4 protein-coding genes are annotated in these 2,324 nt (G+C 28.4%); all 4 read right to left on the bottom strand.

The genetic code is table 11. The features are described 5' to 3' along the window. Positions 1 to 605, bottom strand: a 605-nt coding sequence (locus VJ881_01325; GenBank protein HKL74678.1) for a SagB/ThcOx family dehydrogenase, incomplete at its 3' end; no start/stop codon positions are given. An 18-nt stretch (positions 606 to 623) separates the two neighbouring features. Continuing rightward, positions 624 to 1,376, bottom strand: a complete 753-nt coding sequence (locus tag VJ881_01330; protein HKL74679.1) for a class I SAM-dependent methyltransferase — start codon at positions 1,374 to 1,376, stop codon at positions 624 to 626. Positions 1,377 to 1,454: 78 nt separating this feature from the next. Continuing rightward, a complete protein-coding gene (locus VJ881_01335; GenBank protein HKL74680.1) occupies positions 1,455 to 1,868 on the bottom strand; it encodes a DUF3795 domain-containing protein in 414 nt (137 codons plus the stop codon). A 122-nt stretch (positions 1,869 to 1,990) separates the two neighbouring features. Further along, on the bottom strand, positions 1,991 to 2,324 hold a 334-nt coding region (locus VJ881_01340; GenBank protein HKL74681.1), incomplete at its 5' end, for a MazG nucleotide pyrophosphohydrolase domain-containing protein.

Genomic DNA, 2,324 nt, shown 5'->3' on the forward strand with positions numbered 1-2,324 from the left:
AAATAAAGATTTTGACATAAATGTCCGGCATCTATTGCAATAACCTTATGGGCAAAATGACTGTATCTCCATTCAGTTCTATAAGGTATAACTGACCAGATAAAGGTAATTGCACTTTCTTTGACAAATCTTTGTTTGGAGCAGGCATTATATATTTTTTTATTTAAATCTTTATCTCCTTTAATAAATAATAATTTATGCTCAATAGGTAGATATCGATATAAACCTTCTTTAATCTCTTTAACTCTTTTTATATGTAAATAAGTTTCAAAAGGATGACGAGCACCTGCTGATGGTACATTTCTCAGACTGTCATTTTCTTTTAACCCCTGAGTAGTCCAGAGTAAATAAGAAAGCTCTTCTTTTGTTAAGTAATCATCTTTATATCTTCTTCTGCTTCTTCTCTTTTCAATTACCTCTTTTATTTTCATATTACCTAAATTAATATTTTCCGGTTCTATTAAATCAATTAATTCACTATTTTCAGGATAATCCTTTTGGATTGGTGGCTTGGGAATATCATTTGCCTGATCCCTTTCTAAATCATCCCATTTTTTCCAGTTGCTTGCCTTTAAAAATTCTCTATTTTTATTAATTTTATCCATTTAATATCCCTCCAAATTTTATTTTTTGGCTACTATTAGAAATCTATGTTCCTCAATATCTATATAACCTTTTTCTTGAATTTGGGTGTGTAATTTTTTTAATGAGTCATAATAATTATCAACACTAAAATCTGGTATCTGCCATGGTACTGCTTTTAAATAATAAATAATAGCACCTATATCATAAAATCTCAATCCTGGAAAATCTTCATGTTTCTCAATTATTTTTAGTTCTTCTTTTTTTAATTCATTAACTGCTGAATCTAATTGCCATTCAGGCATTCCAAAATCACCATCATAATCTAATATTTTATTTAACTCAACACAATTTTTACCTCCAACCTGTTGTGTTATAAAATACCCGTTTTGTTTTAATACTCTCTTAACTTCTTTTGCTGAATATTCTTCATGTCTATTTATTACTAAGTCAAAATAATTATCTTCAAAATCCAGTTTATTATCTTCTTCTACTTTAACAACATTTACCCCTAATGGTTCCAATCTTTCTTTAGCTATAGGTAAGTTTGGCTCATAACCTTCAGTAGCATAACTATTTACAGGTAATGGTTTTAATAAAGATAAAAACTCTCCCCCACCAGTCCCCATATCTAAAAGAGAATTTGCATTTCTCAACTTCTTTATAATTTTACTGGTATAACTCCAATCAAGAGGAAATTCTGCAATTCTATCAGTATCTGAAACATAGGAAAAATCCCAACCTGAAAACTTTTTTTTGGAATCATGTAAGTAAAACTCAAACAAATCTTCCACATTAATCTCCTCCATGCTATATTATTGTGTAAAACTCATCTATATTTTCGAAGTCCATCAAACCTTAGATAGTTAATACTAAACTTTCATCTTTTTTCCACATTTACTACACTTATATTTATAAAAATGAATTGTCCCACCACAAAATGGACATCTCCATCTTTCTTCCTGAAATTCAAGATAATCTTTTATATCCATATCTTTCATTTTTACAAATATTTCTGGTATTTCATGTCTATATTTAAATCTTATATCATCTGGATGAGTATCAATTAGTTTATTTTTTAGCTTTTGACATGGAAATTTTTCACATTCAATACAATAATTTTTATTTTGACTATTATAACAACAATTTCTTATTTTGCAGCTCCATTTACTCGTTCTTTTTTGATCTTTATTTTCTGAAGCACATCCAAGACAGGTCTTTTTATAAGATGGGCAGGCCCCACAAAAAACTCCACAGGGAGCTAATTTATTGTTGCGTTCTTTCATATGATTTTCCTCCGGCCTCTTTTTTATTTTAGTCATAAAACAATATTTTCAATGGAATTTCTATAATTTTATTTAGCTTTTTCAAAATATTTTTGACAAAATTTTTGCTTATTTTATGTATATTACTCCCCAGAACCTACATCCCCTTTTTCATTAAATCGTTTTCTATATTTATTGAGTGCTTTGTTTAATGCTATTTCTAAATTAATTTCAGTATTATTTGCTATGCAAATTAAAGAAAATAAAACATCTCCCAATTCATTGGCCCATTCATCAGTATTCTTAAATTTTGTTTTTCCATAATCAGAGCTTTTTAAACTTTCTTTAGATAATTCTCCCAGTTCAGACATAAGATCAAGCAATCTAATTTCCACTTCTATTTCAAGTTGATTTTCTTCAACAAAATCAGATACTTTACTTTGCATATCAGAAATTTCCATAAATAAGTCCTCCCAT

The sequence above is a fragment of the Halanaerobiales bacterium genome (assembly GCA_035270125.1).
Taxonomy (GTDB): Bacteria; Bacillota; Halanaerobiia; order Halanaerobiales; family DATFIM01; genus DATFIM01.